Source organism: Ochrobactrum sp. MYb379, assembly GCF_037479515.1.
Taxonomy (GTDB): domain Bacteria; phylum Pseudomonadota; class Alphaproteobacteria; order Rhizobiales; family Rhizobiaceae; genus Brucella.
Genome location: NZ_JBBGYW010000024.1, coordinates 27,334 through 50,387 on the forward strand (window position 1 = coordinate 27,334; position 23,054 = coordinate 50,387).

Consider the following 23,054-nt stretch of genomic DNA (forward strand, 5'->3'; position numbering starts at 1 on the left):
ATTTCATGAAAAGGAGCCGACTTATGGCGATCAAGACGTCACTCACCGACATCGACGCGCAAATTGAGAAACTTCGCGAGCGTAAGAAGACTTTGATAGTTAAATCAGCCGAACGCTTTGTACGAGCGGCGACAAAAGCAGGCCTGGCTGAAATGGAAGTCGCAGATGAAGAGGTCGACCAGATCTTCACCGAAATAGCTGCGCGATTTCATGAAAAGAGGAAAAAGGCCGATCAAGGCAAGCGCGATGCAACCGATAGACAGAACAATAAAGACACTGGAGCGACGGCGGAGATACCTGATGACCGCTGAACGCAAGAAAGATGCTCGTGCGAAGTTTTTGCTTGGCGGACTTGTCGTTCGAGCTGGACTATCGAAAGCGGATAGAGCGTTTCTGCTCGGAGGACTTATCGAATTGGCGCAGCTTTCGCCTGACGCATCTCAATATCTGCGCTTGCGTTCCATAGGCGAGAGGGCGTTCAAGCTTAAAGTTTCTTCCACTGGGTACGACGCAGTATTGGAAGACACCAGATGACAAAGGCAGGAAAACTACATCCCAGCCAATTAATTGCTGTCGTGCCAATGATTGTTTCCGGCTCTGTCTTTTATGTTGCCAACTGGCGTTGGCCAGAATTGGCTCTCGAATTATCAGGAAGAACTCAATATTGGTTCTTACGCTCATCGCCGTTCCCTGCACTTGTTATTGGTCCGCTAGCAGGGCTCATGGTCACTTGGGCGTTACCGCTACACAGGCGACGACCAATCGCTATCGCTAGTCTCCTTTGCTATTTAACAACAACGGGATTCTATGGATTGCGTGAATTTGCGCGTCTGTCACCTTTTGTCAAAAGCAACACGCTGCACTGGGAACAGGCTCTCTCATATCTCGATATGATTGCTGTCGTTAGTGCTGCCATTGGCTTTATGGCGATTGCAGTTTCAGCGAGGATCTCGAGTGTTGTGCCTGAGCGCGTTGCACGCGCACGACGAGGCACTTTCGGTGATGCTGATTGGTTGCCGATGAAATCGGCTGCTCGCATTTTTCCTTCAGATGGCGAGATCGTTATTGGCGAGCGCTATCGTGTCGATAAAGAACTTACTCACCAACTACCATTTGATCCAAACGATAAATCAACATGGGGACGCGGCGGCAAGGCCTTGCTTCTCACATATAAGCAAGACTTTGATTCAACACATATGCTATTTTTTGCAGGTTCCGGGGGATATAAAACAACCAGCAACGTCGTTCCAACCGCATTACGTTACACAGGACCAATTATCTGTCTCGATCCATCAACTGAAGTTGCGCCCATGGTCATCGAGCATCGGCGAAACAAACTTCGGCGTGATGTGATGGTGCTCGATCCCACCAATCCAGTGATGGGTTTTAATGTGCTTGATGGAATTAAGAACTCCACCAAAAAAGAAGAGGACATTGTCGGTATTGCCCATATGTTACTTTCAGAAAGCGTACGCTTTGAAAGCTCAACGGGATCGTTCTTTCAGAACCAGGCACATAATCTGCTAACCGGCCTATTGGCTCATGTTATGCTTTCACCAGAATTCATAAGTCGACGCAATCTACGAAGCTTGCGCCAGATAGTTTCTGGTCCAGAGACATCCGTGCTCGCTATGTTGCGCGACGTTCAGGAGAATTCAGACTCAGCCTTTATTCGCGAAACGCTCGGCGTATTCGTTAATATGACAGAGCAAACTTTCTCTGGCGTCTATTCCACCGCTTCCAAAGATACACAATGGCTATCACTCGACAATTATGCAGCACTGGTATGTGGCGACAGTTTCAAATCCGCAGATATCGCAACAGGCAAGAAGGATGTGTTTTTAAACATTCCCGCTTCAATATTGCGCTCCTATCCAGGTATAGGCCGCGTGATCATTGGTTCTCTTCTCAATGCAATGATCGAAGCCGATGGTGCCTTTGAGCGCCGGGCATTGTTTATGCTCGATGAGGTTGATCTCCTTGGTTACATGCGTGTGCTTGAAGAAGCTCGCGATCGTGGCAGAAAATACGGGATCAGCATGATGTTAATGTATCAATCTGTTGGCCAGCTTGAGCGCCATTTTGGCAAGGATGGTGCAGTGTCATGGATCGACGGATGCGCATTTGCAAGTTATGCAGCAATTAAGGCTTTAGACACCGCAAGAGATGTTTCTGCTCAATGCGGAGAAATGACCGTCATTGTGAAAAGCAGTTCACGCAATATAGGCTGGGATACAAAGAACACAGCTTCTCGAAAATCAGAGAATGTCACTTTTCAACGGCGACCATTGATAATGCCGCATGAAATCACTCAGTCTATGCGCAAAGACGAGCAAATTATCATCGTGCAGGGACATAGCCCGATACGATGTGGCCGTGCGATCTATTTCCGGCGGCAGGAAATGGACAACGCGGCAAAAGCGAACCGTTTTGTCAAAACAGATAGAAGATAAAAACGAAAATGCTCAGTGCCAGTCAGCTCGTTTGTAACGATTTGCCGGATCTTCTGCATCGGGCGGCGCAAACTAATCGACAAATTTGGAGTAACCCATAGAAATCGCACAAAAGATAATTGCCATTAAAAGAAAGACCCAAGACGGCATTCCGAGCTAAGACGAACCCCGTATATCTTTAGGGAATGCAAGCTCGATCGAAATTGTGGGTTGGCGCCGCAGCGGAACCTGACGCCCTGAGTTCCTCTGGTTCGCCACCAATGCAGCTCATCTCATGACGTGTTGGTATAGAAAGCCGGACGCTGCAGGCCTACTCGACAGTTTGTCAAAACACCTGGGTTCCCCTGATGAACTCGATAGAAACGATGCCGCAAATAACGTCATAGCGTTGTGGTTGCGAAATAAGCTCGAATATTCAATCGTCCAGTTCCGTTCCTCGGCAATTGTCACGATCGGCTCACAACGCTGAAGCGATGAGCCGTGAGCCGTTTGTAAGTTTGGCATGCGATCAAAAAAGAGCTCAAGCAAGTTCGATACCTGCTTGAGTTTCTACTCCTTAAGCAGAAGAGCCGACCCCGGTGCGGGGTCGGCTTAATCGCCATTCAGCTCGGATTATTCCAGAGGATGATTTTCTTGGAGGGATCGCCACCTGGAGCCTGAGCAAGATTTCCGAAGATTACGCCAATCTCCGGTGCCTCAAGCTTGACTGAGAGGTATTCTTCCCCGGTCTGACGCGCGATGCGGTTCCAACCTGCTCCGATTTCAAAGCCAGTGCGGCGGTGTACGATGCGGAAATCAGGGGCCTCTTCACTCGCCTTTGTGGCGTTGGGGACGATTGCGATTGGGGCGTTGACCCGGATGGTAGCAAAGATGCCTTCGAAAGTGCCGTCGGTCTTCTGCGTCAGAGTTGCGATTGTGGTGGCCATGATTTTGTTTCCTTCGGTTGCTCGGGACCATTCCCGATGGCGCACGAAGAGACGGCGGATCTGCTGCGGTCAGCTCGCCCGCAATTATTAAAAATTCTATTTTCAGCCACCGGCAAGGGCGCATCTTTTGGCCGTTTGCGGGTAAAAAATGCCTGCCCTTGCATGAAAAAACTTAAATCGAATTTTTTAAAAATTTCGGGTGGGTCTTACCCCGTCAGGGGTTGGCCGCAAAAGCAGTCGGTCGTCTATACGAGTGACATAAAACGGGAATGGTTGAGAGAAACCGCTGAAATAACCAAATCATTCTGGCCGTCCAATTCACAAGCCTGTCAGTCATCTGGCCACGCGTTCGGTAGCATCACCGACATGCAAAACGCCCCCCGCGACTTGACAGCCCAATGATCCGGGCGGGTGAGATTTTTATCCGCACGCGTTCGAAACTGCCCTGGCGAATAAAATGCAGTCGTGACATCACGGACCAATCCGGATACCACGCTTAGAAAGCCATTGATCATCCGTAGGCGCGCAATCTTCAGGGAGGACGATCAGCATTTCGCGATACTGTTATGAACGCAGCCACAGTAATTTTGAAAAGCGGGTTGCCAGCGGCGACGTGTCGCCTATCTGCTAACTCATGGATTTGCGTGAATATTGTTTCTTTTTCGATCTGGACGGGACTTTGCTGGATCTGGCGCCGACGCCTGATGCAGTGTCGGTTGAAGGGGGCCTTCAAGCCGCGTTGCAGAAAATGGCCGAACAAACAGATGGCGCCGTTGCAATTGTTTCCGGTCGGTCAATTGAGTTTATTGATCGGCTGCTTCCCGGACATAGTTTAGCTGTAGCGGGCTTGCACGGCGCAGAAGTCAGATCGCATGGATACACTGCGACTTTCACTGGAAATGCGTCATCAGCTTTTAAAAAAGCCCGCGAAACCGCGCGACAATCTGCCAATGCGATAGATGACCTTGTCTTTGAGGACAAAGGTCGGGCCTTCGCAATTCACTATCGACAAGCCCCGCATCACGAGCCACTCGTCGGGCAGCTCATGTCTGATGCAATTCGGATTGCAGGCCCGGAATTCGAGTTGCAATCAGGTAAATTTGTCATCGAGATCAAACCTTCTGCGAGCAACAAAGGCACTGCCGTTGAAACGTTGATGACCATGCATCCATTCAAAGGCAGGCGCCCGGTTGCTGCGGGTGATGATCATACGGACGAAGCCATGTTTCGCGCGGTCAATCGACTGAATGGCGTGAGCTTGCGTGTTGGCCCTCCAAATCAGCATTTTGAAACAAGCGCCACTCTGATGGCTGAAACTCCGCAGGCTTTGCGTAACTGGATCAGGAAACTCGTTGAATGAACAGATCAGATACAGATTTACAAGCCACGCAGTCTCTCGATCTCGGCGTGGTTGGAAATTCTTCGCTTGCAGCACTTATCAATCGCGATGCTGGCCTTTCATGGATGTGCATGCCGCGCATGGACGGCGACCCCGTCTTTTGCGGTCTGCTCAACCCAATTGGCAATGAAAAAGACGGTATATGGCAGTTTCGGTTGGCTGATCAGGTGAGCAGTGAACAGCACTATGTTCGCAATACCGCTATTCTGGAAACAATATTGACAGACAAACATGGCAATCAGGCAAAAATCATAGATTTTGCGCCAAGATTTAAGATGGGAGGGCGCATTTTTCGTGGTTTCACCCTTGTGCGCATTGTCGAAGTGTTGTCCGGTTCACCCTTTATCAAGGTATCGCTCAGACCCCGCTATGACTATGGTGCGCAAGCACCGGAGACGACAAGAGGCACCAGTCATGTGCGCTACATTCTGGGCAATCAAGTTCTGAGAATGACCACAGATGCGCCCGTGGAGTATGTGCTTAACGAAACCGAATTTCTTCTCGATCGCCCTTTGGCATTTATTCTTGGACCCGATGAGCAACTGACAGACAGCGTGATGAGCGTTGCGCGCTTATTTCAGCAAAAAACGCAAACCTATTGGACAGAATGGGTTCGCAGCCTGGCATTGCCTGCGGATTATCAGGATATCGTTATTCGCGCGGCGATAACTCTCAAGCTTTGTTCAAATGAAGAAACCGGGGCGATTGTCGCTGCCCTGACGACCTCAATTCCCGAATATGGAGATAGCGAGCGCACCTGGGATTATCGTTTTTGCTGGCTAAGGGATTCTTATTTCACTGTGAAAGCGCTCAATAGTCTTAATGCAACTTTGACTATGGAAGATTATCTCACCTATGTTTCCAACATCGTGACAGGATCGCCTGATGGCTATATGCAGCCTTTGTTCGGGCTTGGGCTGGAGCGTGAAGTTGACGAATATTCTGTTTCCAGCCTGCGCGGTTACAAGGGGTTTGGCCCTGTCAGACGCGGTAATGCGGCGTGGACCCAGATTCAGAATGATGGCTATGGCTCCGTCATTCTGGCAGCAACACAATACTTCTTTGATGAGCGCTTGCCCAATATGGGTGGAGTCCAGCTTTTCCGTCGGTTAGAGCGGCTGGGCGCAGAAGCCGAAGCGCGCTGGGACAAACCTGACGCTGGGCTTTGGGAATTTCGCACGCGAAACGACGTTCATACGCATTCCGCGCTCATGTGCTGGGCAGCCTGTGACAGGCTTGCGCGTATTGCGCAAAAACTCAATCTGGCTGAATCCTTTCAGCGATGGTCTGCCAGCGCACAACATATTCGCGAATGCGTTCTCAAAAATGCATGGAGCGCAGAGCGCAACAGTTTCGTTTCCACATTCGGAGGCGCTGAGCTTGATGCCAGCCTGCTCTTGATGGCAGAAACCGGCTTTATACCACCAGATGATCCACGGTTCCTCGCAACGGTTGCTGCCTGTGAGAGCGAATTGCGCTTTGGTAATCACCTCTATCGCTATCGTGCTCCAGACGATTTTGGCGCCCCGGAAACTGCATTTACAGCCTGCACATTCTGGCTGATCGACGCGCTTGTCCGAACTGGCCGCAAGGCCGAGGCGCGGGAGATATTTTTTGACGTTCTTGCGCGCCGCAATCACTTAGGTCTTCTGTCTGAAGGCGTGCATGTCGAGAGCGGCGAATTATGGGGTAATTTTCCTCAGACCTATTCGATGGTCGGGCTGATCAATGCGGCGATGGCACTTTCAAGATCATGGGAGGAGGTTCTGTGAGCAGACTGATTGTCGTTTCAAACCGCGTACCAGATCCAGACAAACCACCAACAGGAGGGCTCGCTGTTGCTCTTCATGCAGCGCTGAGTGAGCGCGGCGGCATTTGGATGGGCTGGTCCGGCAAATCAAGCGGTGAGGACAGTCCCGGTCCCTTGACGACACGTCAGTCAGGCCCGATCACCTATGCCCTCACCGATTTGTCCGACCGCAATCTGGCGGAATATTATAAGGGGCTTGCGAACAGCGTTTTGTGGCCACTTTGCCATTACCGTATTGATCTGACTGACTATGCCCGGCGCGATATGGCGGGATATCTTCGGGTAAACCGATTATTTGCCGAGCGTCTGGCACCGCTTATAAAACATGATGATCTTATATGGATACATGATTACCATCTGTTACCGCTTGCCGCTGAACTGCGGCAGATGGGTTTTAAAAATCGCATGGGCTTTTTCATGCACATCCCGTGGCCGTCCCCGGATGTCTTTTTCACGCTTGCCGTTCAGGACACAATCCTGCGCGCAATGACCGCGCTCGACCTTATAGGTTTTCAAACAGAAGATGATGCGGAAAACTTCGCTCTATGCCTCAAGCGGGGAGGTCTCGCAAAGCCGGTAGACGGCACCCCTGGTGTGTTCGAAAATCCCAATCGTCGTTTCCGTATCAGTGCCTTTCCAATCAGTATTGATACGGATGCTTTCAAACGAACCGCTGAAACGCTCAATAACAGCGCTACTTTACAGCGTTTTCGCACTTCGCTCGAAGGCCGCGATCTCATCGTTGGGGTTGATCGGTTAGATTATACAAAAGGGCTTCCCGAACGCTTAACAGGCTATCGACGCTTTCTTGAAGTGAACCCCGCCTGGCATGGAAAGGTAACCTACCTGCAAGTAACACCCAAAAGCCGATCGGGTGTTGATGAATATGACGCCCTGCAACGTGAAGTCGCCGAGATCGCCGGACATATCAACGGTACAATGGGACGTTTGGACTGGACCCCCGTCCGCTATGTGAACCGCGCGTTTAGTCAAAGTGTTTTGGCGGCTATCTACCGTATGGGGAAAGTAGGTCTTGTGACACCTTTGCGGGACGGTATGAACCTTGTCGCAAAAGAATATGTTGTCGCACAGAACCCTGAAGACCCCGGCGTGCTTATTCTATCGCGCTTTGCTGGCGCCGCACATGAACTGCGAGGCGGCGCTTTGCTGGTTAACCCTTATGATGTGGAAAGTATCGCTGATGCTATCGGTCGAGCGGTATCTATGCCATTGGATCAGAGACAAGAACGGCATACCACAATGTTCAAAACAATTGAGCAGAATAATGTCTTCACCTGGTGTAAAAATTACCTGACGGCACTTCAAGAGCTGCTCTAAGCTCATACTCCATTTACTGAATGAGAATAGAAACCTCAATGATCAGATATGCAAATAGAGACACGATGAACGGGGCCATTCCGCGTCTGAGTGTCCTGACGCACCAGATCGCCATTTTGCTTGTTCAATGAAGATGACACATTCGCTTGGCTGCTTGCAAATTAATCTTCTGAGCACGCCTGCCGGGTTTGACCTTGTTGAAGATTACCTCGACCGCATCGAATGTGGCGTTTATGCATGACGCCTTTACCACTCACGCTCGGTGGGAGTGAGCTTATGGCATGGCGGCTTGATGAGGCAATTCGCGCACCCACATGGTATAGCGGCGAAGGTGCCTGTCGTGTTGGTGGACGATGGAATAGCAAAGGTAACCGTGCGGTCTAAGGAATAACACCATTCTCAGCTATTAAAACGTCACCTTAGGTGAAAATTGATCCTTTGGATTAGTTTGATAAGGAGAAATGGCGCTTACGCGCCATCTCCCTTGATCTGCCAAACCGGTATGCCAAACTGACGCGCTTTATCGGCGAGATTACCGGTGATGCCTGAACCCGGAAAGACAATGACGCCCGCTGGCATGACCGACAACATATCATCATTGCGGCGGAAGGGAGCGGCTTTGGCATGACGGTTCCAATTCGGCTTGAAAGCAATCTGTGTCACCTTGCGCGCATCGGCCCAGCAAGCGGCGATGCGCTCTGCGCCTTTTGCTGATCCGCCATGGAGCAGCACCATGTCTGGATGTTTTTCACGGGTCTTATCGAGGGTTGTCCAGATCCGCTCGTGATCATTATAATCCATGCCTCCGCCAAAGACGATTTTCGTTCCGGCAGGGATCAGAACTTCGGTTTCAGCTCGACGTCTGGCAGATAAAAAGTCCCGGCTGTCGATCATTGCCGCTGTCATATTGGCATGACTGACCTTTGAACCGGTCCGTGGTCGCCAGGCTGATCCGGTTTGTGCCTCAAACAGGTCAGCTGCATGATCACGCATGAACTCAAAGGCGTTGCGGCGCTCAAGATGTGTCATGCCCTCAGCAATAAGGCGCTCAAGTTCAACGCTTTTAACTTCCGAGCCGTCCTGCTCACCCTGAGCGTTGCGTTGCGCATCCTCATTGCGCTGTAGCTCACGTTGGATACGTTCTCCGGCGCGATGAAACAAATTGACCGTCGACCACAGCAGGTCATCGAGATCGGGTTCCAACCGCGTGTCCCCGACCATCCCGGCGAATGCATCGAACATCGTAGCCAGTGCTGAATGGACGACGTGCTCTTCGGGCAAAGGCCGGGGGTCAGGTTCGTCCTGGTGAGGACGATAGCCGTAAATCTGCATCTCATGAATGACGCGGTCGGTCGGTGAGGATGCATGGTTAGGCTCAAATGCATCGTTGAAAGGAAGGGAAAGGTTCATGATGATCTCCGTGGGGTTGGCGCCGCGCTTCTCGCGGCCTGACAGCGATCCCTCTCCATGCAGTGGGTGGCCGGAACCGCAGTGCAAAGCGCTGCGGCCTAGCAAAGCGCCGGGCGGCGGAAGGAGGGTTTCTTGCTTCGCGAGGAATGGCTGACTGCAAAGCAGTCAGACAGGGGAAGAAACCAGACTGACCCGCTGAAGGCCAACCCACAGCATGGTAAGGGTCGCCTTCTGGCAGATCGCAAGCGCGCGCTTAACGCCAAACGTGAGAAACAGAAGAAGCTCCCTTCTCGGCTATGGAGGGCGCCACCATGTTTCATCAACAAACAACAGTCACTCAGGCAGAAAAGCGTCTCTATCCTCAGGGGCGAGTTGAGCTTTTAGGTTTGCTATTAGACGGTCCGCACCTAGCTGGCGCAGATCTTCGTTAAAATCGCCGAGTTCAGATTGCAGGACAAGCGGCAGTATCCCGCATTCCTGCGCGCGTCGGCTCAACCCTTGAATACCGTGCCTGCCAGCAGCATCAGCATCTGCTGCAATATAGAGACGCACGCATTCAGCTGGGGGCTGGAATGCAGCGAGGTGATTGGCGGTGAGCGCTGCAACCATTGGCATGCCTGGCATGACATCTGCGAGGGACAAAATGCTTTCCAGGCCCTCACCTGCGGCCATGACCACCCTTGGGCTTCGATCCGAACAATTGAAACGGACGCCATTGCCTATAAGGCCGCCAAGAGCGCGGCGGGGAGTGTCGACGTCAGCCTTTCCAACGTCATCTGAACCCAATCCAGTTTGGGAAAGATAGGTACGGTGAACGCCGGTAATTGTCCCGGCATGGTTGGTTACGGCCGCGATCAATGCTGGATAGCTGCTCGTCCGCCCCGTTGCAAAATCCCGGTAATAACAAGCATGGTGAAATCGCAAGGCTGGATGCGTCGATCCACGAAAAATGCTGCGTTGACATAGATAACGATCAGCCATAGTGCCGGACAACGGCTGTGTCAGGCCGTACAACCGACGCGCGCGCTCATCTGCCGATATGAAAACGCGCTGATCGGCTATTATATCGCTACTTTGGGTGAATCCTGGTTGCAGCTTATGTGGCCCAAAGTTCGGTTGGTTGAGAAAGCGCCTCACCTCATCCGCTACATCATGAAAATCCACCAAGCCGCAAGTTTCCCGAACCAGATCAAGCATGTCGCCATATTGCGCCGTTGCTGCATCTGCCCACCGACCCCTCCTTTTACCCGTCAGGTGCACATAGAGGGATCGGCCTTTATTATTACTAATATCACCCGCGATCCAGTAATTGCCTGCTTTATGGCCTGCAGACAAATAATGACGGCAAACCGCCTCGGCATCACGCGCGAGGCAATCTGCAAGTTCCTGAGCTGAACTGTTGGTCATCATACTCGACCCGTCACATCAATAATAACGGGTCTGACGACAAGCCCTGCGAATCCGATCCGCCAAAGCAATCAATCCGGACATCGCGTAACTGATGCGATCGTATCTTCTTGCCACCGTCGAGAAACGTCAAAATTACATGGCCTGCACGGATGATTTTATCCGCGCGCGCAGCGTAATCGGTGGAAATGGCTTGGTTTGAAACGGCGCTTAACCTTGGAGAAGAGATCACGATCATGGGAAATCCTATCGAGAGCGGATAAGGACCGGCCATGCCGGACGCTCTCTAAGTCCAGCAAGCCACTCTTCCCCGGCCCTTCTCTCCCTCTGGCAATCAACGCAGATAAATCAAGCCGGTGCATACGTGCTTTCCGTCAAGAAACATAAAAAAAACAAAGCCGCCTATTTAGAGAGATCCATGCGCTCGACCAGATTTGGTTCTTTAAGCTGCCCGGCGGCTAAAAGTATTCGCAAGTGGTCCTCATGGCTGAGATTTTGAACTTCATATCCCTGTGATTGGGCAGCTTCAATTATCCCTTCCAGAGTTGGATATTGCTCTAAAAGAGTTCCAAGCCAAATATCAAAGTCCTCATAATCAACATGATCTCGAAGAAAGCCTTGCAAGAAAAACGTGCGCAGCGGTGCATAATATCCGATGAAAGCTTGTTCATCAGTTTCACCGTTTTTGGTCATGCAAATTTGAATGCGAGCCATCTGATCAACCTTATTTTGTTTATGAAAATGCATTTTAGCTCGACTTAATTCGAGCCCATTATAATTTTCCATCAAAGCGGATTTAACGATTCTGGTGGCTGAATTTGGCCAGAATATGAACCCTATAAATGTTGTCAGCGGATCACCGCTTTCGATGAAGGACTGAATCGTTTCTTTGACCGGCACCGTTACTTCAACGTGAGTGCCGACGTAACATGGTTTTTACCACAGTTTCTGTGCAGATTTCAGACAAGCGAATTCGCGCCACATGTTGTTGGCGGTTTGTCGTAAGGCACGATGATCCGCACAGATCAATTGGTTGCAGACACTAAGACCCAATTCACGTTTGGCAACGGCGTAAGGACGTAGTTTGTAGGTGACCATAACCTATAGTGCGTAGCCTTGAGCAGAGAGCCAAGATTAAGGTAACGGTGCCGAGACAACATCACCATGCATCTTTCGGTCGTTTTTCCAACAACAATAAATGGTATGAAGTCCTGTTCTGGAAAACTCACAGCTGAGAGGGAAGAGAGTAAATTTGCCAGAAGTTGCGATCATCTACCTGCAGCGATCGCAAAAAAATATAGCGGTAAATCTTTGCAGTCTCTCTCTTACGCTCATGGGTGTTTGGTTTTTTGCACCCCGTAATATTGATATTTTTTTCGTAATGGAATTTTATGGATTGAATATAGAAATAATCATCTGGGAATATTTGACATCGCGTCCGTTACACCCTGAAGAGTTGTATTGATTGTCGTATTTTTCTTTCCTGCCTCTTTGAAAGATATTACCACTTCAGAACCTTTTTCAAGGTGCTTTCTCAAGATTGGCCCGACAGGTTGCGTGGCCAAACAAATGTTTTCATCACAAGCGGTCGTCTTAATATCTACAGGCTTCTTCTCTCCGGTAAGTCTTAATTGAATGACACGGTTAGCACCAAGTGCTGCCGGTGCACGAAGAATAAATACTGGCTTTCCGCCCTCCGTGCCAACGAGTGACCAACTAAATACAAATGAATCTTCCGCATCTTCAATATTTTGGGTCACATTACATATGCGTTGCTTTTTCATGGCATCTTCGTCACATATCAACGTCCAAAACTCGAATGGGGTAATCGTTCGTCTGTATAATCCGTATGAAGCTCCCTTTGGTAGCGAAACTTCTGATTGCTTTATCCTATAAGAGGAAGCGTCGGATTGTGCGATATTGATAAATATGCACCCTACAATGCATCCGATTATGTGTAGAATTTTAGCAATCTTAGTTTCGCTACCCATAGTATTTTCCTTAGTTAAAAGTCCAACTCATTCCTGCACCAACACCCCAGTGCCCCCCCGCCGTTGTTGCTGTCAAATTGGTACGAAGACGACCAGTTTCCGAAGTGTAGCCTGCACCGAAAGCGAAGGCACCTTCACTTCGCCAGAACCCAGCGCCAACTGCCGCACTGAATTTTCCAGGCCTGTCGTCATACCGAAGCGATGAAGCCGCGAGGCCAATAGCCGCTGCCTGCCTGGCTTCCTTTCTAACGTCACCGATTTTGCCATTGAGTACACCGAATTTTTCATCAGTATACTGTTGAGCTTCTCCAAACTTCTCGTCAGTATAGGAATTTGATTTTGTAAACTGTTGGTCGGTGTAACTATTTGCCGTCTTAATTGTGTTAACAGAAACTTGGTCTGTATAAGAGTACGAATTCTTAACAGATGAGGCGACGCCTTCTTTAAGCTGACCAACATTGACCGCATCATTCTTTTGAACCCCTGCTTCCACATTGGAAAGAATAACGGGGCTATTTGGATCTCCACCAGTTAATGTTACTTTGTTGGACTTTTTCCCGTTCTCATCAAGATCGTATTTGACTGCACGATCATCAAGCTTCTTTATCTCTTCGTTATTTTCGTCAGCTTTTTCCATAGCATTGTTGAGCTGCGAACCATTAACCGCATCTTTAGATGTCGCGCTAACCTCACCATCCGCAATACCGGTAAGTTTTTTGTTGCCTGCATTGATACCGTCGGTGGTGACTTTTACTCCGCCTTCCAGCTCCAGGCCCTTATCGGTGAGTTTAACATCTTTGCCAACCCGCACGCCCGCATCGCTCACAGAGGTCTTGCCAGTGGTAACAGATCCATCCTTGCCAAGATCAATATCCTTGTTCAGCGCAACATCGATCGCACCATTATTATCTGTGCCTGACTGTTTGACTGTAACATTGCGGTCGCCCTTGAACGTCACATTGCCATTCGCACCGACATTCGCTGAATGGCCCGCGCCATCCTTAACGTTCCATCCCGCATTCGCGGTTTGGTTCACATGTTCAATGGCATCATTGACATTGTTTTTGCCGGTTCCACCAACATTGCTCATGCTGATCCTGCCATCAGCGCCTACAGCAGCATTGCCGCCCAACACTGTCGTCACGGATCTTGAAACGCCGAACAACTGACCGCCGTTGATTGCATCCAGACTACCATCGGCGACCAGGCCGCCTGCAATACCGGTAAGCTTTTTGTTGCCTGCATTGATACCGTCGGTGGTGACTTTTACTCCGCCTTCCAGCTCCAGGCCTTTATCGGTGATTTTAACATCTTTGCCAACCTGCACGCCCGCATCGCTCACAGAGGTCTTGCCAGTGGTAACAGATCCATCCTTGCCAAGATCAATATCCTTGTTCAGCGCAACATCGATCGCACCATTATTATCTGTGCCTGACTGTTTGACTGTAACATTGCGGTCGCCCTTGAACGTCACATTGCCATTCGCACCGACATTCGCTGAATGGCCCGCGCCATCCTTAACGTTCCATCCCGCATTCGCGGTTTGGTTCACATGTTCAATGGCATCATTGACGTTGTTTTTGCCGGTTCCACCAACATTGCTCATGCTGATCCTGCCATCAGCGCCTACAGCAGCATTGCCGCCCAACACTGTCGTCACGGATCTTGAAACGCCGAACAACTGACCGCCATTGATTGCATCCAGACTACCATCGGCGACCAGGCCGCCTGCAATACCGGTAAGCTTTTTGTTGCCTGCATTGATACCGTCGGTGGTGACTTTTACTCCGCCTTCCAGCTCCAGGCCCTTATCGGTGAGTTTAACATCTTTGCCAACCTGCACGCCCGCATCGCTCACAGAGGTCTTGCCAGTGGTAACAGATCCATCCTTGCCAACATCAATATCCTTGTTCAGCGCAACATCGATCGCACCATTATTATCTGTGCCTGACTGTTTGACTGTAACATTGCGGTCGCCCTTGAACGTCACATTGCCAGTCGCACCGACATTCGCTGAATGGCCCGCGCCATCCTTAACGTTCCATCCCGCATTCGCTGTCTGGTTCACATGTTCAATGGCATCATTGACGTTGTTTTTGCCGGTTCCACCAACATTGCTCATGCTGATCCTGCCATCAGCGCCTACAGCAGCATTGCCGCCAAAGACTTTTACGGCGGATTCTCCAAGAGAATCGACGGCAGAAGTTACACTGAAAAGCTGCGAACCATTAACCGCATCTTTGGATGTCGCGCTAACCTCGCCAGACGCAATACCGGTAAGTTTTTTGTTGCCCGCATTGATACCGTCGGTGGTGACTTTTACTCCGCCTTCCAGCTCCAGGCCTTTATCGGTGATTTTAACATCTTTGCCAACCTGCACGCCCGCATCGCTCACAGATGTCTTACCAGTGGTAACAGATCCATCCTTGCCAAGATCAATATCCTTGTTCAGTGCAACATCGATCTTACCATTATTATCTGTGCCCGACTGTTTGACTGTAACATTGCGGTCGCCCTTGAACGTCACATTGCCATTCGCACCGACATTCGCTGAATGGCCCGCGCCATCCTTAACGTTCCATCCCGCATTCGCTGTCTGGTTCACATGTTCAATGGCATCATTGACGTTGTTTTTGCCGGTTCCACCAACATTGCTCATGCTGATCCTGCCATCAGCGCCCACGGCAGCATTACCCCCAAAGACTTTTACGGCGGATTCTCCAAGAGAATCGACGGCAGAAGTTACACTGAAAAGCTGCGAACCATTAACCGCATCTTTGGATGTCGCGCTAACCTCGCCAGACGCAATACCGGTAAGTTTTTTGTTGCCCGCATTGATACCGTCGGTGGTGACTTTTACTCCACCTCCAAACTCCAGGCCTTTATCGGTGAGTTTAACATCTTTGCCAACCTGCACGCCCGCATCGCTCACAGATGCCTTACCAGTGGTAACAGATCCATCCTTGCCAAGATCAATATCCTTGTTCAGCGCAACATCGATCTTACCATTATTATCTGTGCCCGACTGTTTGACTGTAACATTGCGGTCGCCCTTGAACGTCACATTGCCAGTCGCACCGACATTCGCTGAATGGCCCGCGCCATCCTTAACGTTCCATCCCGCATTCGCTGTCTGGTTCACATGTTCAATGGCATCATTGACGTTGTTTTTGCCGGTTCCACCAACATTGCTCATGCTGATCCTGCCATCAGCGCCTACAGCAGCATTGCCGCCAAAGACTTTTACGGCGGATTCTCCAAGAGAATCGACGGCAGAAGTTACACTGAAAAGCTGGGATCCATTTACAGCATCTGTTGATTTTTTACTAACTTCTCCGGCCGCAACATTAACGATCTGACGCTCTTTACCGGCAGAACCGACGCTGAATGTTCCATCCCCAGCTTTGGAAACACCTGCAAATTTATAGGTTTTCGAGTTAATTGTAACATTATCAATAATAGTTGCTGCCTTATCAGTTGAATTTGCACCTATAACGACATTATTATCCAACTGAGATACTGCATTGCTTCCAATTGCAATGGAATTGTTACCCTTAGCGGTAGAGTACATTCCCAAAGTCAATGAGTACTTACCTAAAGCACTTGCACCCGAGCCCACTGCAATTGACCTATCACCCAACGCAATCGTAGCCCTTGCATTTTCAATGTCATTGACAGAGGTTTGGAATCCTCCAATCGCGATAGCATTAAGACCAGCACGAGCATTTAACGTGGCTACGCTACCAATTCGGGTGGCAAATGATTTGTCTTGTTGGTCAGTTAGCCCTATTCCCCCGCCATTAACATAGAGAACGCCACCAAGACTTAAGTTCTTAGATTGATTAGCTGAGCCCAATAATCCTTTGGATCCTACATTACCAAAAAATGTTGAGTGATCCGTTTGACTGGTCAGATTCTTATTGCAAGAAGAACGGGTATTAGTGATCTGCGTGTTCAGACCATTATCCACAATTACAAAACAGTTGTCATCCCTACCATCATTTACAAAAACTTGTGAAAATGACGTGCTTGGAAATACAGAAAAGAATAAAAATCCACACAATGCAGATGAAGCTATGTATTCTTTACTGTATTTTTTAATTATCTTTTGATAACCAACGATTTTTGACATGTGCTTACCCGCTTTCATGAATTTTTCTGCAAAATAAGCCGTAGTATTAATTAATCTATCGAAAATGGAACCATAATGGTAGTAAATCAAAAAAAGCCTTACATGGCATGATATAAGACAATAGAAACAAGGTTTTATTCTTTCCAAAATGAGAACGATTTTATTTGTATGGTAATGTATCCCCGTCCTGAATTATCGCCCAAGAAACCAAATTGGATGGATTGGTCAGGCCGTGTTGGCGGCTTGGCACCGTTATCATAACGTTGTTGCCGACAATATCAGCAAAGACCGCAGAACACGGTTGCGCAAGCTCAGACGTTATCCAGAGCCGCGCAAGTGTGTCATAGAACAATTGGAAGCACACTGGTCGCCGGAACAGATCTGTGGCCAGCTCATTAGCCATGGCCTGAGCGCGATACGTCTATGCGCAGAAACCATCTATCACTTCATCTATTCCAAGGAAGAATATGGGCTAAAGCTGTATGAACACCTGGCCGAGATGCGAACAAAGTGCTGCCCACGTGGCACCAGGCGATCGAGCAGTTGCCGCATTCCAAAAGCGTTTCGCATTCATAACGGTTTGATTTTTATTGGTAATCACCACCAATTTGGAAATTGGGACGGTGATTTGATTATCTTTGATCATGATCTTGACGAAACCGATGCCATGACACTGGTTGAACGCAAAAGTCGTTAGTGCGTCATCATTAACTATATTTGGCACGTTTATATCCGTTTAGCCGACGTAATATCTTATTCATAAGTATGGATGGCTGACTACATTCATAACTGGATGCTGTGTGGGTCTAATTGGCGCGCTGCTCGGTACTTTAGCAAACTTTTTCGGCCTATTCTCGTTGTACTGTTTATCCTGCCTTCTACTAGGTTTCTTTATGGCAACCGTTCAGTACTGCGTATACGCCGAAGGAGAGTGTGACGGCGATCTACCAAGCGCCATCGGTTCTACTGATTGGCGATGATGCCTCCCGCATTGATTGGGACGAAACCGATCAGAGTTGGAGTAAGAAGGATGTCAAAGCCTACCTACACAACCTTAACCTACAGGGGTATTTACAATGCAAACTTCCATATTGGGAGACATCGGAATAATGACAGGGTGAGTGCTTCAATAAGCAAGGTAAGAATGCATCCCGATAAAGCTGTAGAAGTGTCAACAAACCGATCCACTCATCGGCAATATGGCTTAATTCTGGAATAACCGTTAGAAGAGGTCATTGAAGTGGTTAAGAAGGATACAAATAACAATTATGGACCAGCCCCTATTCAAGAGCTTGTGTAAGGCAGGGAAGTTCAAGGAAGCCCTCGCTCTTGCCGTTAATGGCCACGAAGACGATAAACTCGCACCAACTCGTTTCTCATTGGATAGAAAAACCGGATTGCCGATCTTCTATCGCGGCAATAAGCGAGTAGAATTAGACGCGACCGATGAATGGAAATTGGCAAAAAACACCAATTTTTAGAGAAGAGATTTAATTACTTATTTTCAAAAATAGCATTCTACCACCGATAAAATTCCGCCAGTACAGTCAACGGGGCATTTGTAGAAACTGATAAGATTGCTTGTTCCGAACAATGCAGTTGCTTATTGAAATTTACTCGTTGTAGCAGAAACGACTGAAGGGGGGTGCGGACGAAAACTTGGACTGGTTTTACGTCACAATGTCAGGACTTCTCAATTTTCAGGGCCCTTGTTTGTCGGTCTATTTCTCTTGTGAGGGCTCGATCTGAACAATTGAAACGGACGCTATTCCCTAAAAGTCCACCAAGAGCACGGCGTGGGGTGTCGACGTCGGCCTTTCCAACATCTTCCTGTTGATTTCAACGTAGAAGCTATGGGATGGCAATCAACATCTTAGGCGATGCAAAGCTCTTCCTGCCGAGTCTTCTCGACCAGCTCGTGGTAAAGCGGCACAACGATCTCCACGGCTTCCGGCTTGATGAAGTCCTGAACGATCACCTTAGGCATGAGCTGGGCTTTTTGGAGAAGGATTTTATCCCGGTCTTTAGTGTTCGTTCGTCCACGGGTCGATTATGGGGACACCCGCTGCTTTAAAGACACTAGCATCCCGTGTGGCGACGGAGAAACCATGAGCGGTGGCTATCGCAGCGATGTAGCCATCCGGCGTCGGAAAGCCCTTGCCGGCCTTGCGCGCAGTGACCGCCAGGTCTGCGTAGTTACGAGCGGCTTCAGTATCGAAGGGCAGGATGCGGCCTTCAAACAGATCAAGCAATCCCTCGAGTGCGGCGGCGAACTTTTACTTCCGTCGCCCTTCAGGCAATGCGCCGGTGCCAAAAAGAAGTTCCGCAACGGTGGCGCTGGAGAGATAAAGGGTCAGTGCGGCCTGCTCGTCCAGCCAGCCAAGCACGACGGGAGCCGGTTCCGGTTTCATAGCCTCGGAAACGACATTCGTGTCGAGAACAATCATTCAAAGCTCAATGGCTTGGCGGGATTGCGGTCGCGAGCCTGTTCCAGCACCTCGGAATCGGCGTTGTTAAGCCCGGCATCGCGGCTCAAGGCCGAAAGAGCGGAACCGATGCGTGTGCGGTTAGCGAGGCGAACCGCCGCATCCAGAATGTCGCGCATTTCCGCCTCGGCGCTGCGGCCATGATGTGCCGCGCGCACCTTGAGGGCGCGGTGGGTCTTTTCGGAAAGGTTTCGAATGGTGACGGCGGGCATCTGATAGCACCTCCTGCAGATCGACATCTATGCTATCAATTTAGTCGATATGCCATCACGTTCAAGCCAGGCTCATGAGAGTATCGTGAATACCTCTTCTCGACTCGTCATCGGGAGTATTCTCTGAATAAATTCGCACTTAACGCAGTCATGGACTTGCCCTGATTTAGTGGAGAGGTTCTGTCACTAATATACGGTTTATCATCTCGAACTGGATCGGTGATTTATACCCGAGTGCAGAATGTCTGCGCACAGGATTATAGAAGCCGTCAATGTATTCACCAATGGCGTTGATGGCAACCTTACGTGTGTAGAACACAGTTCGCCATATCAGTTCTGACTTGATCGTCTTGAAGACGGTTTCCACCATCGAATTATCATAGCAATTTTCTCTTCCGCTGATGGATGGAAGCATGCTGTACGCTTCGAGAATTCTGCTATACTCATAACTGGCATATTGGCTTCCCCTGTCCGAGTGTTGGATCAGTCCCGGCTTTGGTTGCCGGATTGCAATAGCCTTCTTCAAAGCGTAAATCGCAAGATCCTTTTCATCCGGTCCCGTGCTTCCCAGCCGATAATACGACGAGAGAAAAGATCGACAACGATTGCCAGACACAGCCATCCTTTTGCGGTCCATATGTAACTGATATCGACACCCCATTTCTGATCTGGTCCGTCACAAGTGAAGTCCTGATCCAGAACATTGGGAGCGACAGGCTCACCATGATTGCTATCGGTCGTGCGTTTGAAGCGCGTTTTCTGCCGAGCTTTCAAACCATTTTCTTGGCACTCAGTCGTGCTGTGCGGTGGCGTCCGGCTCGAATGCCTTCTTCGCTCAGTTCGACATGCATACGAGGGCTGCCGTAGGTTTCACGTGATAGCGCAAACTGATTGCGAATATGAGCCAGGATAATCATGTCATCAAGCTGACGGCGACTGGGGCGCCGATGCTTCCATGCATAATAACCGCTGATGCTGAGGCCTGCAAAAGTACACAGCCGCGACAGAGACATGTGGGCCTTCTCCGTATCGATGAAAGCAAACTTCATCGACTTGTCTCCCGAGCGAAGAAGGCCGTCGCTATTTTTTTTAATAAATCTCGTTCCTGGCGCAGGAGTTCGTTTTCTTTGCGAAGGCGAGCAAGTTCCTGGCTCATGTCCTCATGCGGACCAGAGAGCAAATCTTGCTCAGCAAAAATGCTACGCCAGCGGTCAAGCGTTGACTTGCCAATGCCTAGGTCGGCCGCGACCGATAAAATGCTGCGACCACTCGTCGTTAAAATCCGAACGGCTTCGCGTTTGAATTACTCTTTAAATTCTCGCTGCTTCAATTCTAAGTCTCCTGTCAATCTTGTCTAACAGAAGCCTTCACTTTTGAAGGGGAAGCCCATTCCTGGCTCAACGTAATATTCTGAACATGAGCCGTTTTCTCTTATGTTGCATGCTCTTCAATGTGCGAAGATTTTCTTAAACAAAATTCATTCTGAATGTTTATTATTTCAGCCGTGACATGATAATTAGTTATTTTAAGTTAGCTTTGGGGTGGGGACATGGATCAGGCATCAGCAAGAAATAATATTGCTTCAGAATTATTTGAATTGAAGCCAGCAACCTGGAACTCCTGGCGCGCGATAAGAACAGCCTTTTGCATCGGATTTCCTTTTGCTGTTGGTTTGTTCTTTAACGATATAATGACCGGCATGTGGGTCGCGATGGGGTGCCTGATGATGGCGACCGGCGAAGGCTCAGGCAGCTATAGTTCAATATTTAAAAAAATGCTGATTTCTGCGCCAATCGGCGCTTCAGGCTACCTCCTCGGTTATCTTGGGATATTGCCTTGGGCTTTCGTTGTTTTTGCAATGATGCTTGTCGGCTTTTGCGCAGCATATTTGAGTAACAAAAGCAGCACATTATCCATCGGCACGCTCCAGGCACTACTTTTAGCATCAATCGCACTTGGAGTTCCTGCTATTAAACCATTTTGGCAGCCTGCGGCTCTTTATCTGGTGGGTACTCTTCTCTATTCAGTAGTCCTCGGTTTGGAAGCGTTGATACGCGGTTGGCATTCACAAGATGCTCAATCAAAAAAGGTAACTCATAATTCCTCAGCCCAAACTCGTGCTGCAACTCAACGATCAATTGTAGCAACCGCAATCGCTTTTTCGGTCTGCCTTGGTGTTTCTTATTCTTCCCATTGGTTTGATCATGATGCCCATTGGTTCTGGATCCCCCTCACAGTTGGCCTGGTAATGAAGCCAGAGTTTGGATCAATTCGAGACCGTGCAATTCAACGCACCATCGGAACAATCCTTGGCGTCATAATCGGGGCTGTAATCTTAGCAGCCGTTCCAAAAGGCGCTTTGTTCATTGCTCTGATGGCTGCTTTGAGCGCTATGTTGCCGTGGGCAATGCAGCGTTCTTACATTCTGCAAGCCGTTTTTCTAACACCACTGATTTTAATGCTTGTTGATGTCATAGTTCCAGGAACTGCCAATATTGATTATGGAGTTCAGCGTCTCGTCGATACAGCGATAGGCGGACTGATAGTTGTTTTTTTAGGATATGTCCCGCTTCAATATGTAAATAAATTAAAAACTTAGCGTGGATCAGCGATGAGAACGCAGTTGTTTGTTACGTGAAAGCAAAAGAGGATAAGCCGAACTTTGACACCCGGCTTTCGCCGCAAAAATCTACCTGATATTTGACAATTTTTGCGCCTGTTGCAGAATTTCCGCCTTCTGCAACCGTCGTGGTTTGACTGTTAAAAGAGCTTCTAGCGCGTCCAGCAACAGATTTGGTGACACCGGTTCGCCACCTGTTTCCCAGGAATTCTGAAACCCGGCAATCTCTATGCCTATAAATGGGTATCCCGCAATAACGTCGCAGCAAATGCTAAGATCATTGAGGGAGAAGCCACCTTCATGCACATAGTCGGTCGGAACGACGCCCGGATTAAGCACATCGCAATTGAGATGAACGTAGACCGGGCGCCCTCCCATCGCGGCGCGAAGTTCGGAGGCCTGATTACCATTTGGCTTGATGTGAGGGATGCCGTTCCTATCAATCAGTTCCTGCTCGTAAGGGCCCAGATCGCGTTAGCCAACAAGCACTATCTGATCCAGTTTCAAGGCCGATCTCAGGCCTGAATCCCAGAGGCCTGCAGGGCCGGCAAAGGCCAGTCCACCCAGATAGCCAGTTGATGTGACCGCCGGGTGTTCAGATCACCATGGGAATCAAACCACACAACACATGCGGACGGATTATATTTCGCGATGATAGGAAGGGTAGCCAGCGCGACAGCACAGCGACTTGTCGCAGCAATGGAGACAGCACCGATTGTTAAGACATCCTCAAACCGTTCCCGAACCTGCCGTAGTGCTTGCAATACAGCATCCAATTCTTCTTTCCAACCAATGTTTAAAAAAGGTTCCGGTGTGCCAATCACCACGGGTTACACACCGCCCCGTCTGGCAAGAGCCTCTTCAATAACC

Annotated in this window: 19 protein-coding genes and 3 pseudogenes; 11 read left to right on the forward strand and 11 right to left on the reverse strand. The window is 49.4% G+C overall.

The window, feature by feature from the left end; all coding sequences use genetic code 11:
- The first annotated feature begins 23 nt into the window (after positions 1-23).
- The 3 genes from WH356_RS23220 to traG are packed head-to-tail and all read left to right on the forward strand — an operon-like array spanning position 24 to position 2,453.
- Positions 24-311, forward strand: coding sequence for a TraC family protein (locus WH356_RS23220; protein ID WP_339515141.1), 288 nt, complete (start codon positions 24-26; stop codon positions 309-311).
- Entirely contained in the window at positions 301-534 is a 234-nt protein-coding gene (locus WH356_RS23225; RefSeq protein WP_339515143.1) for a conjugal transfer protein TraD, read from the forward strand. Before WH356_RS23220 ends, WH356_RS23225 begins: the two co-directional genes overlap by 11 nt.
- The gene (traG, locus tag WH356_RS23230) at positions 531-2,453 is read left to right on the forward strand and encodes a Ti-type conjugative transfer system protein TraG (protein ID WP_339515145.1); all 1,923 of its coding nucleotides are present in this window, start codon (positions 531-533) and stop codon (positions 2,451-2,453) included. Before WH356_RS23225 ends, traG begins: the two co-directional genes overlap by 4 nt.
- A gap of 602 nt (positions 2,454-3,055) precedes the next feature.
- On the opposite strand, the gene WH356_RS23235 is transcribed toward traG, so the two are convergent.
- Entirely contained in the window at positions 3,056-3,379 is a 324-nt protein-coding gene (locus tag WH356_RS23235) for a DUF736 domain-containing protein (RefSeq protein WP_339515147.1), read from the reverse strand.
- Between the two features lie 36 nt (positions 3,380-3,415).
- Between WH356_RS23235 and WH356_RS23240 the strand changes: the two genes are divergently transcribed.
- The 5 genes and pseudogenes from WH356_RS23240 to WH356_RS23260 form a co-directional block, all read left to right on the forward strand.
- The gene (locus tag WH356_RS23240; protein WP_339515149.1) at positions 3,416-3,781 is read left to right on the forward strand and encodes a hypothetical protein; all 366 of its coding nucleotides are present in this window, start codon (positions 3,416-3,418) and stop codon (positions 3,779-3,781) included.
- A gap of 232 nt (positions 3,782-4,013) precedes the next feature.
- Positions 4,014-4,739 carry a trehalose-phosphatase gene (gene otsB / locus WH356_RS23245; RefSeq protein WP_339515151.1) on the forward strand — a complete coding sequence of 242 codons (726 nt, stop codon included), beginning with the start codon at positions 4,014-4,016 and terminating at the stop codon, positions 4,737-4,739.
- Positions 4,736-6,550 carry a glycoside hydrolase family 15 protein gene (locus WH356_RS23250; protein WP_339515153.1) on the forward strand — a complete coding sequence of 605 codons (1,815 nt, stop codon included), beginning with the start codon at positions 4,736-4,738 and terminating at the stop codon, positions 6,548-6,550. The genes otsB and WH356_RS23250 overlap by 4 nt, the downstream gene beginning before the upstream one ends.
- Complete coding sequence (gene otsA / locus WH356_RS23255) at positions 6,547-7,926, forward strand: alpha,alpha-trehalose-phosphate synthase (UDP-forming) (protein WP_339515155.1); 1,380 nt, start codon at positions 6,547-6,549, stop codon at positions 7,924-7,926. Before WH356_RS23250 ends, otsA begins: the two co-directional genes overlap by 4 nt.
- A gap of 237 nt (positions 7,927-8,163) precedes the next feature.
- A pseudogene (locus WH356_RS23260) lies at positions 8,164-8,307 on the forward strand (RES domain-containing protein); the annotation flags it as partial.
- Between the two features lie 87 nt (positions 8,308-8,394).
- Here the strand turns inward: WH356_RS23260 and WH356_RS23265 are convergent.
- From WH356_RS23265 to WH356_RS23290, 6 genes are all read right to left on the reverse strand, one after another.
- The gene (locus tag WH356_RS23265) at positions 8,395-9,336 is read right to left on the reverse strand and encodes a DUF2493 domain-containing protein (RefSeq protein WP_339515156.1); all 942 of its coding nucleotides are present in this window, start codon (positions 9,334-9,336) and stop codon (positions 8,395-8,397) included.
- Between the two features lie 333 nt (positions 9,337-9,669).
- A complete protein-coding gene (locus WH356_RS23270) occupies positions 9,670-10,746 on the reverse strand; it encodes a DUF7146 domain-containing protein (protein WP_339515157.1) in 1,077 nt (358 codons plus the stop codon).
- A gap of 10 nt (positions 10,747-10,756) precedes the next feature.
- On the reverse strand, positions 10,757-11,017 hold the full coding sequence (locus WH356_RS23275) for a hypothetical protein (protein WP_339515158.1): 261 nt from the start codon (positions 11,015-11,017) through the stop codon (positions 10,757-10,759).
- A gap of 128 nt (positions 11,018-11,145) precedes the next feature.
- Positions 11,146-11,643, reverse strand: a complete 498-nt coding sequence (locus tag WH356_RS23280; RefSeq protein ID WP_339515160.1) for a hypothetical protein — start codon at positions 11,641-11,643, stop codon at positions 11,146-11,148.
- A gap of 512 nt (positions 11,644-12,155) precedes the next feature.
- Positions 12,156-12,734 (reverse strand): invasion associated locus B family protein, encoded by a 579-nt coding sequence (locus tag WH356_RS23285; protein WP_339515162.1) that lies wholly within the window; start codon positions 12,732-12,734, stop codon positions 12,156-12,158.
- Between the two features lie 10 nt (positions 12,735-12,744).
- Complete coding sequence (locus tag WH356_RS23290; RefSeq protein WP_339515164.1) at positions 12,745-17,013, reverse strand: YadA-like family protein; 4,269 nt, start codon at positions 17,011-17,013, stop codon at positions 12,745-12,747.
- Between the two features lie 85 nt (positions 17,014-17,098).
- Here WH356_RS23290 and WH356_RS23295 point away from each other — a divergent pair, with 85 nt between their 5' ends.
- A complete protein-coding gene (locus WH356_RS23295; protein WP_339515166.1) occupies positions 17,099-17,563 on the forward strand; it encodes an IS30 family transposase in 465 nt (154 codons plus the stop codon).
- 571 nt (positions 17,564-18,134) lie between these two features.
- Complete coding sequence (locus tag WH356_RS23300) at positions 18,135-18,347, forward strand: hypothetical protein (protein WP_339515168.1); 213 nt, start codon at positions 18,135-18,137, stop codon at positions 18,345-18,347.
- Positions 18,348-18,890: 543 nt separating this feature from the next.
- Here the strand turns inward: WH356_RS23300 and WH356_RS23305 are convergent.
- The 3 genes and pseudogenes from WH356_RS23305 to WH356_RS23315 form a co-directional block, all read right to left on the reverse strand.
- Positions 18,891-19,313, reverse strand: a pseudogene (locus tag WH356_RS23305) (type II toxin-antitoxin system VapC family toxin).
- Complete coding sequence (locus WH356_RS23310) at positions 19,310-19,564, reverse strand: FitA-like ribbon-helix-helix domain-containing protein (RefSeq protein WP_339515170.1); 255 nt, start codon at positions 19,562-19,564, stop codon at positions 19,310-19,312. Before WH356_RS23310 ends, WH356_RS23305 begins: the two are co-directional and overlap by 4 nt.
- A gap of 166 nt (positions 19,565-19,730) precedes the next feature.
- Positions 19,731-20,867: pseudogene (locus WH356_RS23315) on the reverse strand (IS3 family transposase); the annotation flags it as partial.
- Between the two features lie 246 nt (positions 20,868-21,113).
- Here WH356_RS23315 and WH356_RS23320 point away from each other — a divergent pair.
- On the forward strand, positions 21,114-22,163 hold the full coding sequence (locus tag WH356_RS23320) for an FUSC family protein (protein WP_339515172.1): 1,050 nt from the start codon (positions 21,114-21,116) through the stop codon (positions 22,161-22,163).
- 90 nt (positions 22,164-22,253) lie between these two features.
- Here the strand turns inward: WH356_RS23320 and WH356_RS23325 are convergent, their stop codons facing one another.
- Positions 22,254-22,562: a hypothetical protein gene (locus tag WH356_RS23325; RefSeq protein WP_339515174.1), complete on the reverse strand. Its 309-nt coding sequence runs from the start codon at positions 22,560-22,562 to the stop codon at positions 22,254-22,256.
- Positions 22,563-23,054 lie beyond the last annotated feature (492 nt).

Coding starts and splice junctions, on each gene's coding strand:
- WH356_RS23220 (WP_339515141.1), top strand. CDS start 24: ATGGCGATCAAGACGTCACTCACCGACATCGACGCGCAAATTGAGAAA.
- WH356_RS23225 (WP_339515143.1), top strand. CDS start 301: ATGACCGCTGAACGCAAGAAAGATGCTCGTGCGAAGTTTTTGCTTGGC.
- WH356_RS23325 (WP_339515174.1), bottom strand. CDS start 22,562: ATGGGAGGGCGCCCGGTCTACGTTCATCTCAATTGCGATGTGCTTAAT.
- WH356_RS23320 (WP_339515172.1), top strand. CDS start 21,114: ATGGATCAGGCATCAGCAAGAAATAATATTGCTTCAGAATTATTTGAA.
- traG (WP_339515145.1), top strand. CDS start 531: ATGACAAAGGCAGGAAAACTACATCCCAGCCAATTAATTGCTGTCGTG.
- WH356_RS23310 (WP_339515170.1), bottom strand. CDS start 19,564: ATGCCCGCCGTCACCATTCGAAACCTTTCCGAAAAGACCCACCGCGCC.
- WH356_RS23275 (WP_339515158.1), bottom strand. CDS start 11,017: ATGGCCGGTCCTTATCCGCTCTCGATAGGATTTCCCATGATCGTGATC.
- WH356_RS23240 (WP_339515149.1), top strand. CDS start 3,416: ATGGCGCACGAAGAGACGGCGGATCTGCTGCGGTCAGCTCGCCCGCAA.
- otsB (WP_339515151.1), top strand. CDS start 4,014: ATGGATTTGCGTGAATATTGTTTCTTTTTCGATCTGGACGGGACTTTG.
- WH356_RS23265 (WP_339515156.1), bottom strand. CDS start 9,336: ATGAACCTTTCCCTTCCTTTCAACGATGCATTTGAGCCTAACCATGCA.
- WH356_RS23285 (WP_339515162.1), bottom strand. CDS start 12,734: ATGGGTAGCGAAACTAAGATTGCTAAAATTCTACACATAATCGGATGC.
- WH356_RS23250 (WP_339515153.1), top strand. CDS start 4,736: ATGAACAGATCAGATACAGATTTACAAGCCACGCAGTCTCTCGATCTC.
- WH356_RS23300 (WP_339515168.1), top strand. CDS start 18,135: ATGGACCAGCCCCTATTCAAGAGCTTGTGTAAGGCAGGGAAGTTCAAG.
- WH356_RS23270 (WP_339515157.1), bottom strand. CDS start 10,746: ATGATGACCAACAGTTCAGCTCAGGAACTTGCAGATTGCCTCGCGCGT.
- WH356_RS23235 (WP_339515147.1), bottom strand. CDS start 3,379: ATGGCCACCACAATCGCAACTCTGACGCAGAAGACCGACGGCACTTTC.